Raw genomic sequence first — 17,254 nt, 5'->3', positions numbered from 1 at the left:
CAAGGAGAGTTGTTCTTATGAATATAGAAGAAGTAAAACGAATTAGCAAGGTATCCAAAAGCGAAAGATGGCCTTACCCAAGAACCTTTCAGGAATTGCTCCAAGCGGGAGTGACATCCTATCGGACAAGTGTTGCCAACGGCAGCATCGTGTATATGGGGACAGACAGTCAGTACGAGGAAACGAATTCGGCCTCAGACTCCACTCTTGAGGTAGCAGAGCAATTTCAAGCGGATGCCGTAAAGAGAGGATTGGAACATCATCAGAAGAAACGGACTCCCTTTGCAGAATTTCTAAGGGATATGGCAGCTGCAGGCGTACAGTATTACGAAGTGAATATGATCGACCGTACGATTAACTATACCAGCGGGAGACCCGGAGAGTCGTATGTGGAGGCTGTTCCGGTTTTCGAATAACTCAGAAGTAGAGATCACTATTGTGCAGACGCCCTTCAGCGAAAAATTGTTATACGGGGTACTGGAGATGATCCCATAAATAATAAACACCCCGGGAAAAATTCCCGGGGTGTTTATCGTAATTACCAATTGTGCTTGATAAAACAGCATGCTATAATGAAAGAATTCTCTGCAAATTTATGTATTAAGTCAAAGTTATCACATCTTACTTATACCTTAATTTTAGCACAGGGAATTGCGGGTTGTCAAATGTTCTTTTGCTTCTCCAACTTATATTTTTAAAAGGAGTGTGTTAAGAAGGATGATACACGCAAAGGATTGGGAGAACGAACAAGAGCGATTGGAACTGACGATGAATAAGCTCAAAGAAGCAATCGTTGAGCTGGAGCCTAAAGTGGATCAGTTGGGTCATCAAGCGGCGGACATCCGTAAGCGATTCTGGGAAGAAGTTACGGTAAATACGAGTACCCATGAAGATTTCGAAGAGACATTCTTCACCATTCAGCAGCAGGCAGCCGTGTTATCCGAACGGGAGCGCAGCCACCGGCAGCTGCAGCAGAAATGGAATAGCGTGAAACGACTGCTGCAATCTCCGTATTTCGGGCGTATTGATTTTCAAGAGGCTGGTCAGGATCTGATCGAGCAGGTTTATATAGGTGTGTCCTCATTCGTAGAACCGGATGGCATGAATTTCTTGGTGTATGACTGGCGTACGCCAATTGCGAGTTTGTATTACGATTACTCTCCCGGCGAGGTTGCCTTTGAAACACCAGGGGGCTCGATTACGGGGGCGATGACGCAGAAGCGGCAATACCAGATTCGTGACGGGCAGATTCAGAACTTGTTCGACTCCAGCATTACGATCGGCGACGAATTGCTGCAGCAGGTGCTCGGCAAGGGAGCAGATAATCAGATGAAGAGTATCGTGGCGACGATCCAGAAGGAGCAAAACGCCATCATACGTGACGATAAAAGCCGGATGCTCATTGTCCAAGGGGTGGCCGGAAGCGGGAAAACCTCTGCGGCCCTGCAGCGGGTGGCGTACTTACTGTACAAACATCGCGATAAGCTGACAGCTGATCAGATTGTCCTCTTCTCGCCTAATCCGATGTTTAACAGCTATGTATCCACGGTTCTTCCCGAGCTTGGCGAGGAGAACATGCAGCAGACGACCTTCCAGGAATATCTCGATTATTGGCTCGGATCGAAATTTCAACTCGAGGATCCGTTCGACCAGCTGGAGTATGTGCTTTCGGAAGCTTCGACTCCCGGGTATGCGTCCCGTCTGAGCGGCATTCAATATAAGTCGTCGGAAATGTTCCTTCAAGCTCTCCACGGCTATGCGTTAAGGTTGGGACAGCAAGGAATGCTGTTTAACAGTATTCGATTCCGCGATCGGGATTTAATTACCGGGGATCAAATCAAAGCGAAATTTTATAGTTACGACACCTCGCTTCGCCTGACCAATCGCATTGCATTGCTGCAGGAATGGCTAATGAAGGAACTGAACCGGTTGGAGAAATTGGAGCAGGCTGCCGCGTGGGTTCAGGAGGAACTGAACTATCTCGACAATGAGCAGTATGCGGAGGCGTTTAGTGAGCTGCATAAGGATCGCGGTGTATTTGACTTTGCCGAGCAATATGCTGTGGTGCAGGAATTCGTAACGAAGAAGCGTCGCGGAGACGAGGCTGACTTTAACTTCGCCGAACAAGAGGAAGAGCTGCTCTGCCGCATGGTCGTGAAGGAGTCCTTCAAGCCGCTAAGACGGGGCGTAAAGAGTATGTCATTTATCGATGTGCAGGGTATATACAGCCAATTGTTCCTCGAGCAGGCTGCTTACCTTGAAATGACGAATACGGCCGAAGTGCCCGAGTATTGGCCGCAAATCTGTGAGCAGACGAAGGAGAAGCTGAGTCGGAACGAGCTGTATTATGAAGATGCGACACCGTATCTGTATCTAAAAGAGCTCATCGAGGGCTCACGGGTGAATACGATGGTTCGGTATATCTTCATTGACGAAGGTCAAGATTACTCGATGTTCCAATATCAGTTTCTTAAGAACCTGTTCCCTCGTGCCCGTATGACGGTGCTTGGCGATTTCGGTCAGGCGATCTTCACGCAGGCAACGAATTTACATGCTGCCGAATCGCCGCTGCTCCGACTTTACGGCGATGGCGAAACGAGCCGAATTCTGCTGTCCCGCAGTTATCGTTCAACGCTCGAAATTGTGGAGTTCACGAGGTCGCTGCTGCCGGGCGGAGAAGAGGGCATTGTGCCTTTCGAAAGGAGAGGAAACAAGCCTCTACTTATTCAGCTGGTCAGCGAGGAGTCAAGGTCGATGCGAATTGCGGCAGATCTGGCAGCTCTTCAAGCCGAGGGCTTCGGATCCATTGCCATTATTACGAAGACAGCAGCCGAGAGCAGGGAAGCCTACGAGCGCCTTGCTTCGCTTGGTTGTCAGGGGCTGCGGCTTGTGACGAAGGAGACGCCTATCTTCGAGAAGGGTATTATGGTGATTCCTTCTTACCTCGCGAAGGGTGTGGAATTCGACGCCGTGCTTATCTATGATGCTTCAGCCTCGGTGTACCATCGGGAAAGCGAGCGCAAGCTGTTCTATACGGCATGTACACGCGCCATGCACCGGCTTCTGGTTTATACGACGGGAGAATGGACACCTTATATTCAGGCGTTGAACGCTTCTATGTATGAGGTGTAAGCGGGCTGGAACGGAAGAGGCGGTATGTCCATTTAATAAGCACAAAAGACACGGTATCCGGTTTGGGTGCCGTGTCTTTTTTTATTTCCATTTTATTTTATTTCATTCTAGTTCAAAAGATACTCCATCTTTTGTAATCAATCTTTGTATTTAAGCTAAACAAAATAGGTCCATATGCCGAAATAATTTCTAGAATAATTTACTAATTATGATTAAAAGGAGCGTTTGTTGATGAAAAAGAAGGTTTCGAAATGGTTGCTTCTTCCACTTGGAATAAGCTTGCTTGTGCCGGGTGTAGCTGCTCATGCAGCAGAGATTCCAGCTCCAAAGACGTCGAAAGATTTTACGGATTTGGCGGGATTGGATGCAGCTCTCCAGGCTAAAATCGACGCGTTGCTGGCCAAAGGTATATTTGATGGTGTTGGTAATGACACCTTTGGGATCGATCAGAATATGACGCGGGCACAAATGGCCAAAATAATAACTAAAATTTATGAAATCCCGGTCGACAACAGCATCAAGACTTCGTCGTTTGCCGACGTGGGCGGGGAAAATGGTTCTAACGCGTGGGCTATTGCCTATATTGAAGCAGCGAAGAAGGCCGGAATCATCAACGGAATGGGAGACAACACCTTTAATCCCGCTGGCAATGCCACTTTGGGACAATTAGCTACAGCTTTAGTGAAAGGTTTAGGTCAACCTGTAAGCACAACCGGTACACCTTGGTATGCGGATGCCATTAGCAAAGCAGTGGCCAATAAGATCCTTCCGGAAGGAATCAGTGGAAAGGACCTCGCTACCCGTTCTGATCTTGTAGTGGGTGCATTTGGAGGACAGCAAGCTTTCGAAGTGATTAAGAAAGCGGCTGAAGAAGCGAATAAGCCAGCACAACCAACGTCACCGGCGCCGTCTGGCGATACGACTGCACCGAGCATCACCGCAGCTACAGTTAACGGCAGGGACGTAACGGTATCCGGTGGCGCAACAGGTACAATCAGCTTTAAGAGCAGTGCATATCTGACAGCGGGAACGCTTAGCGTAAGCGAGGCTTCGACATTGTCCATCACTGCAATTGAAGGCATTACGCTGACTGATTACCCGTCCTTATCGTTCACGCAGTCGCTTACTTCCGGTTCGAACACGCTTGATCTGATTAGCAAGCTAGACGTGCTCGATTCCCAACATGACGGTGTATCCGTGTCGCTGCTCAGTCAGCTGGATACGAACCATGATGGTTTAGTCATTACCGGTACACTTCGCGATGCTTCAAGCAACTCCCGCACTGTTCAATTAACAATTAAAGCGGATGATACTGCGCCTAGTCTGACAGCAGCGACTGTCAATAACATTGGTGTTAATTTAGAAGGCAACGATGGAGAGATTACAATAACAAACGGTTATCTGACTGCGGGAACGATCACGTCGAATGAAGATGCAACATTGACGATTGATTCCATTCAAAATGTTGAACTGACTGATTATCCGTCGTTGTCCTTCACGCAGCCGCTTACGGGAGGAACTGCTTCATCCTTGAATCTAATTACTACCCTTGGCGGCTTGGATCAACAAGGAGACGGAGTGTCCGTCAGCTACTTGAAGCTCCTTGGTAACAACGCTAATCAATTGGTTGTAACAGGTACGTTGACGGACGCCGCGGGCAATTCCAGCGAAGTTTCGATTACGTTCTACTGGAACAACATCGGTTAATACGGTTTAGTTGGAGAAGAGCGCGCATCTATATAGGTGTCGCTCTTTTCTTGTTACACGGGAAGTGAAATAGGCCGTGGCTTCTTGCAATTTAAAGCTTGTTCCCCAGTGCGGTAAGATGTATATATAGGGTATAAACGCCATAAGGGCTGAGGAGAGATCGCAATGACAATTATAGCTGCTGTACTGGTCGCACTTGTCGCCGTGGAGCACATTTATATCTTAATCCTGGAGATGTTTATGTGGACTACATCTAGAGCAATGAAGGCATTCGGTACAACGAAGGTGTTCGCGGAAGCATCGAAATCCCTGGCCGCCAATCAAGGGCTGTACAACGGATTTTTAGCGGCGGGTCTGTTCTGGGGTTTGTTCCATCCCGATGCCGCGGTAGGTCACCAAATCCAACTTTTCTTTCTCTGCTGCGTGCTCGTTGCCGCTGTCTATGGAGGCATAACGGCCAAGAAATCCATCTTACTGGTACAAGGTGTACCTGCAGCTACAGCGCTGGTGTTCGTGCTCATGTCTTAAGTTAGCTAGTCTTACCAAAATATGAAGAAGCTTTCAATCCGCAGCGTCGCGGCGGTTGAAGGCTTTTTTATTTTGGCACATTCCCCCCAAAAACTAACGTTTGTTGACTGCGGTCTTATGTTTGTTGTCTGGAATGGGGCCTCCAATATTCTATACAATGACATCAGTTAGTTTGAAAGCGCGTACACGCTGAACATGAACAAACGGAAGGAGTGGCTAACATGGACATGAAAAGCGGGCGTAAACGCTTACGAACACGCTGGCGCACGCAGGATACGGAACTGACGTTTCTGGCCCTGCCGACGACCATTTGGTATATCTTGTTTTGTTTCTTACCGATGTTCGGTCTCATTATTGCCTTTAAAGATTTCAAGATACACGGTGGCTTTCTCAGCAACGTCATAAACAGTGATTGGTCCGGTTTCAAAAACTTTGAGTTTCTGTTCAAGTCGAACGATGCTTGGGTCGTGATGCGCAATACGCTGGGATACAATTTGATATTCATCATCCTGAGCATTGCGGTACCCGTCACTTTGGCGCTCATGATCGGTCAACTGCACAGCAGCAAGGCCGGAAAAATCTATCAAACGATGATGTTCCTGCCTTATTTCTTATCTTGGGTGGTTGTATCCGCCATTGTTTGGGCGTTTCTAAGCTTCGATAAAGGGATCGCCAATCAATTCCTGGCGGACCTCGGCAAGGATCCCGTGAACTGGTATATGGAGCCTAAATATTGGCCGTACTTTCTGGTTTTCATGAACGTATGGAAGGGTTTGGGCTACGGCATGGTTGTCTATTTGGCGACCATCACCGGCATTGACAGCACGTATTACGAGGCCGCCGTAATCGATGGCGCATCCAAATGGCAGCAAGCGCGATTTATTACTTTGCCGCTTATGAAGCTTGTTATCGTGATGATGTTCATTCTGGCTGTAGGGCGAATCTTCTATACGGATTTCGGATTGTTCTTCCAGGTGCCGCGGGATTCCAACTCGCTCTTCAATGTAGCGACTACCATCGACGTTCTCGTCTATAAGCAGCTTAAGACCGCTACGGTAGGTATGGCTTCTGCTTCCGCTTTCGTACAATCCGTGATGGGTTGTGTGACCATTCTGATTGCCAACTGGGTCGTTCGTCGTGTAGACCGAGAGAGCGCCATGATGTAAAGGAGGAGCGGGAAATGAAAACAAGAGTGAAGTATGAAAGCGGTCTCGACAAGTTTAACCGAATCGGGACCGCCACTAACATAAGTTTCAATTTGATTTTTATTGTATTGGCGCTGGTTTGCCTCGTGCCTGTCCTAGTGGTGCTGTCCGTATCGCTGGCCAGCGAGGATTCCATCCGCAACGATGGATATCATCTCATTCCGACCGCTTTTTCCGGAGAGGCTTATCACTATATCGTGAAGCAAGGGAAGATGATTAGTCAGGCGCTCGGCATCTCCGTGCTCGTTACCGTCGTCGGTACGGTGCTTGGCGTGATGCTTACGACTTCGATGGGGTATGTTCTTTCGAGGCCGAATTACAAGCTTAACGGGCTTTTGACTTGGATCGTATTTATCCCGATGGTGTTCAACGGAGGTTTGGTATCCAGTTACTATATCAACTCGAATTTGCTGGGCCTGAAAGATACGGTGTGGGCGCTCATTCTGCCCTTGGCCGTCTCCTCCTTCAACGTTATTATTTGCAAAACGTTCTTCAGAAGCACCATTCCGGACGCTCTGATTGAATCCGCCGAGATCGACGGCTCGAGCCAGCTGCGCATCTTCTTCTCCATCGTGCTGCCGATTTCGCTGCCGGTTCTGGCCACCATCGGATTGTTCCTGTGCTTCTCTTATTGGAACGATTGGTTCCAATCCATGCTGTACATCAACAATCAAAACTTGTACTCGCTGCAAGCGCTGCTGAACAGCTTGATGAGTAACGTAGACGCCCTGGCGAAGAATGCTTCCAGCATGGGCATCAGCTATGCGGAGCTTGTCGCCACCATGCCTAAGGAATCCGCGCGTATGGCCGTGGCCATCGTCATTGTGGTTCCCGTGGCCGTTGCCTATCCGTTCTTCCAGAAATATTTTATTTCCGGTCTGACCGTAGGCGCCGTTAAAGGCTAATAAGGCAATAAACCTGGATTGCTCCGGTTTATTATATCCACCATTCCGGTGGGCAAGAGAAAGATATCAAAAGGAGGAAATGGGTATGAAAAAGACAAAGAAGCAATTGCTTGCAATCGGGGCCGCGGCGGTCTTGACTACAACCGCACTAGCGGGCTGCGGAAACTCGAATTCCAATTCCGAGTCGAGTAACAACACGCCTTCTAACACAGCTACAAACACGGAGGCAAACAAGCCTGCTGAATCAGGGGAAGTGCCTACACTGGTATGGTGGACAATTGGTGGACAAACGCCTGCCAATTTCGACAAAGCGCTCGATGCGATGAACGAATACACGGCTGAGAAAATCGGCGTGAAGGTCGACATCAAGGTAGCAAGCTGGGGCGACTGGGATACGAAAATCAACACAATCGTAAACACCGGCGAACCGTTCGATATTATGTTTACGAACAACAGCAAGTACAGTCAGCAAGTTAACTTAGGTGCATTTGCCGATCTGACCGATTCCGTACAGAGCGATTCGGCTGATCTCTACAAGCTCATCCCTGAGAAAGTTTGGGATGGAACGAAGATCGGCGGCAAAATTTATGCCGTGCCGACGTACAAGGACTCTTCTTTGACTCAATACTGGGTGTTCGACGATAAGTATGTACAGAAATATAAAATCGACGGCGCCAGCATCAAGACGTTGAAAGATCTCGACAAACCTTTCCATGACATGAAGGCCGGTGAAGGCAAAAGCTTCTACCCGCTGTCACTCACGCAAGGCGACGGATTTAACGGATTCTTCAACGGCTACGATGATATGACGCTTGGTCTTCCGCCAATCGGCGTTAAAGTTGACGATGCTTCCCGCAAAGTTGTCTCCGTGCTCGAGCAGCCGGACGTTATGGAAGGTCTGAAGCAGCTGCACGCATGGTACAAGGACGGCATCATCAATCCGGATGCACCAACGAAGACGGAAGCGGACAAGGCGCGTCCATTCTTCGCGGCCCAGGCATTCCCGGGTGCGGAAGCAGGCTGGCAGATCACTGAGGGCGTTGCGAAGTACGATATGTTCCAAATCTTCGGCCCGATTTACACAACGAGCACGATCCAAGGCTCGCTGAATGCCATTTCGGCCAACTCCAAATACAAAGCAGAAGCTTTGAAATACTTGCAATTGGTTAATACAGATCCTAAGCTGCGCAACATGCTGGCGTTTGGTGAGCTGGGCGTCGATTACGATAACGTGGACGGCGAGAAAGTAGTTGAGCGTAAAACAGATACATGGCCGCTGGCTGCCTATACACAAGGTACGTTCTTCGACCTGGCTGTAACGAAAGGCGCTCCTGTAGATCAATGGGATCAAGTACGCAAACTGAACGATCAAGCAACTTCTTCCACGAACCTGGGCTTTGCTCTGGACATCAGCAAGCTTGGCACGGAAGTGTCCAACACGAAAGCGGTATGGGACAAATACCGTTATGAGCTGATGACAGGTGCTTCTGATCCTGAAGTGATGGTACCGAAGATCGTGGCCGAATTGAAAGCTGCCGGTCTGGATGCCATTACAGCTGCCGCGCAAGAGCAAATCAACAGCTATTTCAAATAAGCCACAGCAAGTAATCTATGGTAAAAGGCATACAGAAAACCCGAACGGAGATAGCCGTTCGGGTTTTCTGGCACGATATTCCGGATTGCTTTTCAAGGCAACAACGTTATAAGGTTGAGAGTAGGGTACGACAAAAGCCTACTTGCAAAGGAGACGCCGCATGCTTTCATTTATGCAAATTAAGATCTATCGCGGCAAATTCATTGCATATGCGGTATTTGTGGTGTTCATTGGCCTGACGATCGGCGCGCTCACTTGCGCGGTACTGCTGGATCAATGGGTGAAAAATGCTCAAAATGAAGCGGATGGCGCGTTTACTCGCGTGGAAAACACCCTTCAATATGATGCCGACCGAATCGAAGCCTTTATGCAGCGGGTTTATTCCAATAGCGGGCTGGTATCGGATGTGCGCAGCTTCCTAGGAAATACCGCAGAAGGTTATCTAACGAGCAGGCTGCAGAACAGCCATTATAATCGACCGCTCGTCTCCTTTCCCGAGGATATTAAGTCCTTTCTGAGCAACGGGGGAAAGGGCGACATCACTCAAATTAGCCTGCATACCGCACTAGAGGGCAATGTGGTGAGTTTCGACAGCAACGGCAATACGAGTTTTCAATTCCGTCTGCCCAATACGGACCCGATGTTCCGCGAGACCATCGAAAGAGGGTTTGTCTACCATAAGAAGCTTTCCGATCCGAATCAGATCGCTCGCCAGCTGGGCGAATTCCGCTTCTTGGTCAGCAGCGACCGCATATTTAAGACGGTGCAGAACTATCATCTGAGCGAGGCTGCGGCAGTCAGCGCATCCGGAGACGTCTACCAGATCGCCGGCAGCGGCCGAAACACAGAGGAGCTCGTTCGCAGAATCGTGGCGGACGGACGCAGTCACGGTTTTCTGAAGACGGGATTTGCAGATGCGGTGTACTTCATATCCTTCAACTCCACGGAGTTCGATTATCGGTTTGTCAGTATGGTAGATATGGCGCCGCTGATTCGACAGAAAGCAAGCGTATTGCTCATTGTGTTTCTGATCGTGCTCGTTGCGATGATCAGCGTATTGCTGCTCATCGTTTATAATCTGCGCGAGGATGCAAACTTCCTGCGGCGGATTATTCTGTCCATCGGACGCGCGAAGACGGCGGACTTTACGCTCGTTAACCCGGCGCGTTACCGAAGGAACGAATATGGTATGATTGCACGAGAATTGGACGACATGATTCAACAGCTCGATCGCCATATTCAAACGAATTATTTGCTTAAGCTTAAGCAGCAAGAAACCGAAATGAAAGCGCTTCAGCATCAAATCAATCCGCATTTTCTCTATAATACGCTCGAGGTTATCCGTTCTTCTGCACTAATGAATCGTGCGGACCACACCTCCGATGCTATCGCCACTTTGGGGGCGCTGTACCGGGATATTGTGAAGAACGAGAACATCATTCCGCTCGGCAGCGAGCTAAACTTGCTTCAGAAGTATTTGAAAATCATGGAATTTAAATACCCGGAGCGATTCTATTATCAGCTTAATGTGGAACCGCCGCTATTAGCTTTACCTACCGTGAAATTCTGGCTGCAGCCGCTGGCAGAAAACTTCTTCATCCATGGCTTCAACCCCGAGAGCGAGTTTAACCTGCTAATCGTGAATGGCTGGGAGGAAGAGGAGCGTTTCGTGCTGGAGATCATGGACAATGGCAACAAGATCCCGGAGGAGCGTTTGGCTGAAATCCGAAATAAGCTAGCCAGAGGCGATGACGCCGAGACGGACCATATTGGCTTACGTAACGTGTATACAAGACTGCACTTCTTCTATGGGGTTGGATTCTCGATGACTATCGACAACAATGAGGAAGCCGGCGTTAAAATATGTGTATTCCTATCCAAGGAGGCTACTTTCGATGTACAAGCTACTGATCGTAGATGACGAGCCGCAGATTCTGGAGGGCGTGAAACGAACGCTGGATTGGGAGAAGTACGGCTTTGGCCAAATTGAGACAAGCGAAACGTATGAAGGCGCAATCTCGAAAGCGGTGGATTTCTTACCCGACCTGGCTATTTTCGATGTATGTATCGGCAAACAGCGTGGTTATGATGCGATCCACAAGCTCAATGAACTGCGTCTTCCTTCAAAATATATTATGATGAGCGGCTATGGCGAATTTCAGTATGCACTGGAGGCCATCCGCTGCGGCGCGAAGGATTATCTGCTCAAACCTGTCGACCGTACGAAGTTGCAGCAATTGGTCGAGAAGATTATTGTAGAGGACCTGCATGGAACGATCGAAGGGTCGGATCGCGACGATCTGGACATCGACCCGGTGCTCGGCGTGCGCTATGATAGCTTGTCCAAGCTGACGAATCGTATCCTGTTGATCGTCAAGGCGGAGTATGCGCAGAACCTAAATTTGAAATCGGTTGCAGAACGTTTTCGCATGAATGGCACGTATCTGGGGCAGCTGTTTCTTAAGGAGACGCAGAAGAAGTTCTCGGAGTATCTGATGGCCTATCGGATGCTTCGTGCCCAGGAGCGCATTCAGTCCACGGACGAGAAAATTGTCAGTATCGCGCTTTCCGTCGGATATCCGAACCTGAACTATTTCTACTCCCATTTTCACGCTTATTTCGACAAATCCCCGTCGGATTTGCGCAGAAAGGAATAGTGCCGCGATGCGCCGACAACAACGGAATCCAAGTCGCTACGTTGCCACCTTTGTGCTCGTCATCATGCTGATGCTTCTTGTATCCGGCTGTTTCTCCACATCCGGCAATGGCAAGAATGCAGTAATATCCGGTAATACGGTGAATTTGATTTATTACACAATCGGCGATCCGGATGCAGACCTTCAGATGGTCAACAATAAGATCAACGAAGTGCTGGCCAAGAAAATCGGCGTGACGATCACCTATATTAAGGTGGGCTGGCAGGAGTATGAAGATCGGCTGAACACGCTCGTGTCTGCAGGAACGCCGTTTGATATTGCTTTTGCACCCGAATACACGACCTATGCACAGCGCGGCGCTTGGCTGAAGCTGAATGATTATTTATCAAATGTGGGTAAGGATATGTATGAGGCCATTGATTCGAAATTCTGGCAAGGCGTGCGGATGGATGACGGCAGCATCTACGGTGTGCCGACCAATAAGGAATTAGCGGTGCGGGACCAGTGGATGTACCCGGATGCGCTGGTGAAGAAGTACAACATTGATATTTCCAAATACACCACGCTGGCTTCTCTTGAACCGTTGTTCCAGATGATCAAGGAGAAGGAGCCCGACTACCAGCCGATGGAGCTCGACAAGGACTCCCAGAACTTCTTCGCCCTGGACGGCTATGAATATGTATCGGAGAAGACGCTTCCGCTAATGGTACGCGTGCTGGATCCCAGCTCCCCGGTTGTGAATATTTTCGAAACGAAGGAAGCCCGGAACGTGCTCGATATTCTTCGGCGTTATTACGTGAAGGGGTATATCAATGAAGATGCCGCCATGCGCGAGAGCCAAGGGTTGAAGCGGGGCGTCAAGGTATTCTGGAAAGAGGCCGGGGGCGGACCGCTGTCCGAGAATAGCTGGAGCAAAGATAGGGGCTACAAGCTTGTGGCTTACCCGGTAACACCGGCGCTAATCACAACGGAGTCAATGCGCGGCGGAGTCATGGCCGTAAGCAGGGATACGAAACATCCCGTCGAGAGCGTGAAATTTCTCAATCTGCTGAACACGGATCCTGAGGTGCGCAACCTGTTTAACTTCGGCATTGAAGGCGTGCACTACACGCTGGATACCAACGGCCAAGTCGTGCCGAAGCCTCCCGAGGACAGCGACGGTAATCCGATTCCGGGCGCGCAGCCAAGCTATGGAGGCGTGCAGTACACCCAGGGCAATTGGTTTATTTTGAAAACGATGGGCGGCGAATACCCGGATCCCTTGGATAAATGGAGCCAGTTCCGCGCCAGCAACAAGGAAGCCGTCAATTCGAGCACGCTCGGCTTTACCCCGGACCTGTCCCGAGTGCCGATCCAAGTGCAGAACATCCAGATGGTCTGGGAGAAATACTTTCCAAGCCTGATGACCGGCAGCGTAGACGTGGATGCGGTGCTGCCCAAATTCAATCAGGAGCTTCGGCAAGCAGGGATCGAGGAAGTACAGGCTGAAGTGCAAAGGCAGCTTGATGCTTGGCGAGCTGCCCATTCCTAGCCCGAATATCAGGTGTTGATTCTGATTTTGAGATTGTTTATACTTCAGGAAGAGCCACGCTATGTAAAAATTTAGGTAACGGATTACGAGAATGCTAGAGCGAGCAGCCATCATGTCACGGACATCAATGACACAATAAGGGTGGTGCGAATTTATCGTTTTTGATTACTTTGTTAATCTATCTATATTCTCACTCATGGTCAGTACTCCCTTAGTCATCCGTTCGTTTATTATTCGTCGGTCGCTGAAGCAGCTGCGCCTATGGATCGGTGTATATGCAGGGCTTGTATCTGTGATTCTCGTCATCCTCTCTGTCAAACAACAAGGCTATTCCTACGACATCCGATATGCGCCTGTAATGCTGGTATATGCCTATCTTGGGCCTGTGCCGGGTATCATTGCAGGCTCATTTTCATTAATTACAAGACTGCTGGCCGGTGGCAATTGGATGCCGGCCATCATAGGCTGGTTGATTAACATCGCGATTTTCACCGGGTTATATCTGTATTTCCCGCGCCTAACGCCGCTTAAGAAAAGCGCGGTGTTATTCGGGGGCTATACCGTCGGCTATTTGTGCACCGTGTTCACTTTTCAAATACTCATTGCTTTACCTCTATTTCACCTGCAGTATTTGTTATTTGTGTTGTTAGGCGTACTTATTGGCGGGCTGCTTATTGAATCCAATGAGAGACTGCGCAGAATCATTGCGGAGAAGGAATATATGGAGAAGACGCTGGAAGTCAGTGAAACCCAATACCGGTTAATCGCGGAGAACACATCGGATCTCATTGCTCTGATGGACAAGGATTATTCCGTCAGCTATTTCTCACCTTCCCATGAGCACATCTTAGGGTTTGCGCGTTCTGAATTAGAAGGGGTTGAATTGTGCTCGTTCGTGCATGCCGACGATGTGGTCATGTTCCGAAGCGCGATCAAGAAGATGTTTGAACATAGCGAGTCACATTCCATGGAATTTCGGCTGCGGCACAAGGAAGGGCGATGGATCGAATTTGAGTCCCGCTGCAGACCCGTTGTGGGCGAGGCGGGAAGTATTGATCACGTCGTTATTATTAGCCGGGATATTAGCGAACGGAAGAAAGCGGAGGAGTTTCTTCTGCAATCGGAGAAGCTGTCCGTCGTCGGGAAATTGGCCGCCGGCGTGGCTCATGAAATCCGAAATCCGCTGACAACCATGAAAGGATTCCTTCAGATTTACAAAAGAGAAAATCCGTTGATGAAGAACAGTGACCTGCTCCTAAGTGAGCTGGAGCGGATCGAAACCATCACGAATGAATTTCTTTCTTTGGCCAAGCCGCAATCCATTCAGCTTACGTATACAGATATCAAAGATCTGATTGAGTATACCGTTGAGTTTCTGTCCCCTCAGGCACTTCTGAACAATATTGAATTTATCCGAGGCTATGAAGGCACTCATTTCCCTATTACCTGTGAGAAAAATCAGCTTAAGCAGGTATTTCTCAATATATTAAAGAACGCGATAGAATCCATGCCAAATGGCGGTGAGATTCACATCAACTTAAGAATCGAAGCAGCGGAAGAGTATATCATTTCGATTAAAGACCATGGCTGTGGGATTCCCGAGGAGCTATTGCCTCAATTGGGACAGCCGTTCTACACCTTGAAGGAAAAGGGAACAGGACTCGGCCTTATGATCAGTCATCGCATAATTAAACAACATCAGGGCAATATTGCCTACCAGAGCAAGGGCAATGACGGGACCTTGATTGAAATTAGGCTCCCGGTCAGAAGATTAAGTTAGGAAGGGTTCAATAGTAGTTTAAACCATAGAGGCAATGCCCAATTCTGCATGCAGATGAGGCATTTGCCTCTTTTTTTATCGCTCCATCCGACGAAAGGAACATAAAAGAACAAAAAAGGTTACATAAAGTAAAATTAACAATATATTCATTCGCAATTGATCTGGATTTTACACAGCTTGCTTATGATTTGAAGTGTAGAACAGGTTCTAAAGATAAGGAGCGCGTGGGAACAGGAGGGAATGAGAGCTATGGCTGCAATTCACTTGAAAGACATCGCAAAAACATATTCGAATGGAAAAACCGTCATCGAGCATTTGAACCTTGAAATTAAAGACCGTTCGTTTACGGTGTTGCTGGGTCCTTCGGGCTGCGGTAAAACGACAGCTTTACGCATGATTGCGGGACTGGAGGAGGTTAGTGCCGGGCAGCTGTACATTGGCGAGCAGAATGTCACAAAGAAGGAACCGGGGGAGCGAGGCATCGCGATGGTTTTCCAAAACTATGCGATCTATCCTCATATGACGGTGCGCCGGAATATCGAATTCGGATTGAAAAATATGAAGTTTCTCAAGGAAGAGATCGAGAAGCGTATTAAGCAAGTGGTGGGAATGGTGGGGCTGCAGGAGTATGTGAATGCGAGGCCTTCAACCTTATCCGGAGGGCAGCGGCAGCGAATTGCGCTGGCACGGGCGATCTCGAAGAAACCGGAAGTGTTTCTGATGGATGAGCCGTTATCCAATTTGGACGCCAAGCTGCGCAATCAAATGCGAAGTGAGCTCATCGAGCTGCATCGCAGTCTGAAGTCCACGTTCGTATTCGTTACCCATGATCAGATCGAGGCGATGACGATGGCTACGGATATTGTCATTTTCAATCATGGGCGCATTATGCAGCAGGGGACTCCGAAGGAAGTGTACGAGAATCCGGCCAACCTGTTCGTGGCGACATTTATCGGCGATCCGGGGATGAATACGATTCATTTGCCGGAGATCGGTACGATCGGCTTCCGCCCTCAGAAAGTGAAATTAACGACGCAGGCAAACTTTCAAGGTGCAAAAGTTGCCGGCGTGATCACGACAAAGGAAATGCTGGGGATGGATCACTTGTATCATTTGGCAACCAGCCTTGGCACAATCATTATGAAAACAGAGGCGGACTTGAGCGTCGACGAAGCCGTCCAGCTCTATATAGCCGAACAGGATTTATTCTTCTTCGACAGCCATGAGCAGCGAACGGAAGATCCGGCGTTTATCGATTCCGCGATGAGCAGGGTTAGGGCGATGGATGGTGTCACGATGACTGGCCGTCACTTGGTAGGCAACGTCTATGGTTAATAAAATCCTTCGCAACCCTTATGTACTTATTGCACCGGCCGTCATTCTCGTATGCGTATTTTCCTTGTACCCGGCCTTCTTCGCGGTCAAAGTCAGCTTCCTCAACTGGGATACCGTGTTAGGGACGAAAAGCTTTGTCGGCTTTAAAAATTACGTCAACATTTTTCACGATCCGGTGTTCTGGAAGGTGCTGAGAAACACGCTTTATTACAGCTTCTTTACCGTCGTCATCGGTATCGTACTGGCCTTTCTGCTGGGGATTTTCTTTCAGGAGAACAAATGGGTCGACAATCTCGTGCAGAGCATCATCTTTACGCCGCATATCCTTTCAAGCGTCTCCATCACCGTGATGTGGATGTGGCTGATGGATCCGGGCAGGGGGATTCTCAACTATGTGCTGCATGAGCTTGGGCTGCCGACGCTGAAATGGATGATGAGTGCCGACACTTCGCTGATGTCTATCATTATCGTCTCCATTTGGAAAGCGCTTGGTTATAGTGTCATGATCGTGATCGCCGGACTGCAGTCCATACCCGGCTACATCTATGAAGCCGCCAAGCTTGACAATGCAGGGAGATGGACAAGACTGTTCCGCATTACGCTGCCGCTGCTTTCGCCGACGCTCTTCTTCATGTTCATTACCGCGACGATCGCTTCCTTCAGTTCCTTCGATATCGTGAGCTTGATGACCAAGGGCGGGCCGGAGAATTCGACGAATTTGGTCGTGTATTGGATTTATCAAATCGGCTTCCTACAGTTTAATATCGGCAAAGCAAGCGCGGGCTCCGTCCTATTCATGCTGCTCGTAAGCATCATCGCTGTAGCTAACTATTACTATTTCGCTAAGAAAGTTCACTATCAATAAGGAGGATTAGGTAAC

At 48.9% G+C, this 17,254-nt stretch carries 13 protein-coding genes; all 13 read left to right on the top strand.

Features of this window, described 5'->3' with window-relative positions:
• Positions 1-17 precede the first annotated feature (17 nt).
• The 13 genes from AC6ESO_RS26105 (at position 18) to AC6ESO_RS26045 (ending at position 17,239) form a co-directional block, all read left to right on the top strand.
• Positions 18-416 carry a DUF1398 family protein gene (locus tag AC6ESO_RS26105; protein WP_497093957.1) on the top strand — a complete coding sequence of 133 codons (399 nt, stop codon included), beginning with the start codon at positions 18-20 and terminating at the stop codon, positions 414-416.
• 301 nt (positions 417-717) lie between these two features.
• On the top strand, positions 718-3,132 hold the full coding sequence (gene helD / locus AC6ESO_RS26100) for an RNA polymerase recycling motor HelD (RefSeq protein WP_497093956.1): 2,415 nt from the start codon (positions 718-720) through the stop codon (positions 3,130-3,132).
• Positions 3,133-3,363: 231 nt separating this feature from the next.
• On the top strand, positions 3,364-4,839 hold the full coding sequence (locus AC6ESO_RS26095) for an S-layer homology domain-containing protein (protein ID WP_497093955.1): 1,476 nt from the start codon (positions 3,364-3,366) through the stop codon (positions 4,837-4,839).
• A 165-nt stretch (positions 4,840-5,004) separates the two neighbouring features.
• Entirely contained in the window at positions 5,005-5,367 is a 363-nt protein-coding gene (locus AC6ESO_RS26090) for a DUF1304 domain-containing protein (protein ID WP_497093954.1), read from the top strand.
• 221 nt (positions 5,368-5,588) lie between these two features.
• Positions 5,589-6,533 carry an ABC transporter permease gene (locus AC6ESO_RS26085; protein ID WP_475783238.1) on the top strand — a complete coding sequence of 315 codons (945 nt, stop codon included), beginning with the start codon at positions 5,589-5,591 and terminating at the stop codon, positions 6,531-6,533.
• A 14-nt stretch (positions 6,534-6,547) separates the two neighbouring features.
• Positions 6,548-7,477 carry a carbohydrate ABC transporter permease gene (locus tag AC6ESO_RS26080; protein ID WP_210663901.1) on the top strand — a complete coding sequence of 310 codons (930 nt, stop codon included), beginning with the start codon at positions 6,548-6,550 and terminating at the stop codon, positions 7,475-7,477.
• Between the two features lie 85 nt (positions 7,478-7,562).
• Positions 7,563-9,071 carry an ABC transporter substrate-binding protein gene (locus AC6ESO_RS26075; protein WP_497093953.1) on the top strand — a complete coding sequence of 503 codons (1,509 nt, stop codon included), beginning with the start codon at positions 7,563-7,565 and terminating at the stop codon, positions 9,069-9,071.
• A 160-nt stretch (positions 9,072-9,231) separates the two neighbouring features.
• The gene (locus tag AC6ESO_RS26070; protein WP_497093952.1) at positions 9,232-10,992 is read left to right on the top strand and encodes a sensor histidine kinase; all 1,761 of its coding nucleotides are present in this window, start codon (positions 9,232-9,234) and stop codon (positions 10,990-10,992) included.
• Positions 10,967-11,728, top strand: coding sequence for a response regulator (locus tag AC6ESO_RS26065; protein WP_494819561.1), 762 nt, complete (start codon positions 10,967-10,969; stop codon positions 11,726-11,728). Before AC6ESO_RS26070 ends, AC6ESO_RS26065 begins: the two co-directional genes overlap by 26 nt.
• 7 nt (positions 11,729-11,735) lie before the next feature.
• Positions 11,736-13,259, top strand: coding sequence for an ABC transporter substrate-binding protein (locus AC6ESO_RS26060; RefSeq protein WP_497093951.1), 1,524 nt, complete (start codon positions 11,736-11,738; stop codon positions 13,257-13,259).
• Positions 13,260-13,455: 196 nt separating this feature from the next.
• Positions 13,456-15,039, top strand: coding sequence for an ATP-binding protein (locus tag AC6ESO_RS26055; RefSeq protein ID WP_497093950.1), 1,584 nt, complete (start codon positions 13,456-13,458; stop codon positions 15,037-15,039).
• A 249-nt stretch (positions 15,040-15,288) separates the two neighbouring features.
• Entirely contained in the window at positions 15,289-16,374 is a 1,086-nt protein-coding gene (locus AC6ESO_RS26050) for an ABC transporter ATP-binding protein (RefSeq protein WP_497093949.1), read from the top strand.
• Positions 16,367-17,239, top strand: a complete 873-nt coding sequence (locus AC6ESO_RS26045; protein ID WP_497093948.1) for a carbohydrate ABC transporter permease — start codon at positions 16,367-16,369, stop codon at positions 17,237-17,239. Before AC6ESO_RS26050 ends, AC6ESO_RS26045 begins: the two co-directional genes overlap by 8 nt.
• Positions 17,240-17,254: the final 15 nt, after the last annotated feature.

Source organism: Paenibacillus rhizoryzae (genome assembly GCF_059686995.1).
Note: the sequence above shows the minus strand (reverse complement) of the source record. Positions and strands in the feature narration are given on the sequence as shown.